2 protein-coding genes and 1 pseudogene are annotated in these 1,371 nt (G+C 38.6%); all 3 read left to right on the top strand.

Annotation, left to right across the window (positions count from 1 at the left end):
• A pseudogene (locus tag ACFIKB_RS09285) lies at nt 1-198 on the top strand (hypothetical protein); the annotation flags it as partial.
• A gap of 113 nt (nt 199-311) precedes the next feature.
• Nucleotides 312-863 carry a hypothetical protein gene (locus tag ACFIKB_RS09280; RefSeq protein WP_375647880.1) on the top strand — a complete coding sequence of 184 codons (552 nt, stop codon included), beginning with the start codon at nt 312-314 and terminating at the stop codon, nt 861-863.
• Nucleotides 864-871: 8 nt separating this feature from the next.
• Entirely contained in the window at nt 872-1,333 is a 462-nt protein-coding gene (locus ACFIKB_RS09275) for a hypothetical protein (protein WP_375647879.1), read from the top strand.
• Nucleotides 1,334-1,371 lie beyond the last annotated feature (38 nt).

Raw genomic sequence — 1,371 nt, 5'->3', positions numbered from 1 at the left:
ATCTCTGAAGATATTGCCGAATTCTATCTTAAAGAATGTGAAGAGCAGTGTTTCAACGGAAACATTCCTCACGACTTTGTTACGCATAGTTCAGCATACGGTTTTTTTTTAGATGATATAAAACAGCGCGAATATGATGATGCAATGTATGGTTCTTACGAAAAACAACACCGTTTGCGTCCTTGTGATGTGCTTTAAAAGCTAAAGGCGTTTTTAAAAGACGCCTCCTTTTCAAAAAATTCACCACACAATGCAATGCCGTTCTTTTGCAAGAACGACAAAGGCAGAGTCTAACTTAAAGGAGTAAAATAATGGAAAAAAAATACGAATTTACTGATGAAACAATCGAAGTTGGGGGCAAAACTCTCCACCGCATTCGCGCATTACGAGACTTTAGAAACGTCGAGAAAGGTGATTTAGGAGGCTATATCGAGAAAGAAGACAACCTATCGCATCGTGGTAATTGCTGGATTGGGGATTATGCAAAAGTCTATGGTTATGCCAAGGTTTTTGGTGATGCCTTGGTTTACGAAAATGCACAAGTTTACGGTTATGCACATGTTTACAACAATTCTCGTATTTATGGCAAAGCAGAAGTTTGCGATGAACCATGCATTTACGGTGATGCAGAAGTTTACGGTGATGCATATATTTGCGGTGAACCGCACGTTTTTGATAATGCAGAAGTTTATGGCAATGCACAAGTTTACGAAAAGGCATACATTTATGATAGGGCGCGTGTTTACGGCAATGCAGAAGTTTCCGGTGATGCGCATGTTTACGGTCATGCAAAAATTTACGGTGAAGCATGTGTATGTTGGGACGACTGGATTGATGGCGATAAAAGAATCTCAACTAGGTAACAAACCAGATGAAAAAATACGAATTTACTGATGAAAAAATTGTGTTTGATGGAAGAACTCTTCACCGAATTAGAGCATTAAGAGACTTTGGATATGTCAAAAAAGGTGACATAGGCGGTTTTATAGAAAAAGAGAGCAACTTAAGCCATAAGAGAGACTGTTGGATTTTTGGCAATGCACAAGTTTACGGTAATGCCAAAGTTTATGATGATGCGCGGGTTTATGGGAATGCACGCGTTTATGGCAATGCACAAGTTTCTGATTATGCCGAAGTTGGTGGTGCTTATGTTGGAGATAATGCCAAGGTTTTTGACTATGCGCGGATTTATGGGAATTCTGTTATAGGGGAAAGTGTACACGTTTACGGAAATGCTAAAATTTACAATCAAGCATATATTTGCTGTCGTGTAAACATTGCTGGAAATTGTAAAATTAGTGGCTCCACCGTAATCGAAGAACGTGAGAAATAGTAATCATGGAAAAGAAATATGAACTTACTGATGAAATA

The organism is Bartonella sp. MR110HLJHH, assembly GCF_042194225.1.
GTDB lineage: Bacteria > Pseudomonadota > Alphaproteobacteria > Rhizobiales > Rhizobiaceae > Bartonella > Bartonella grahamii.
Note: the sequence above shows the minus strand (reverse complement) of the source record. Positions and strands in the feature narration are given on the sequence as shown.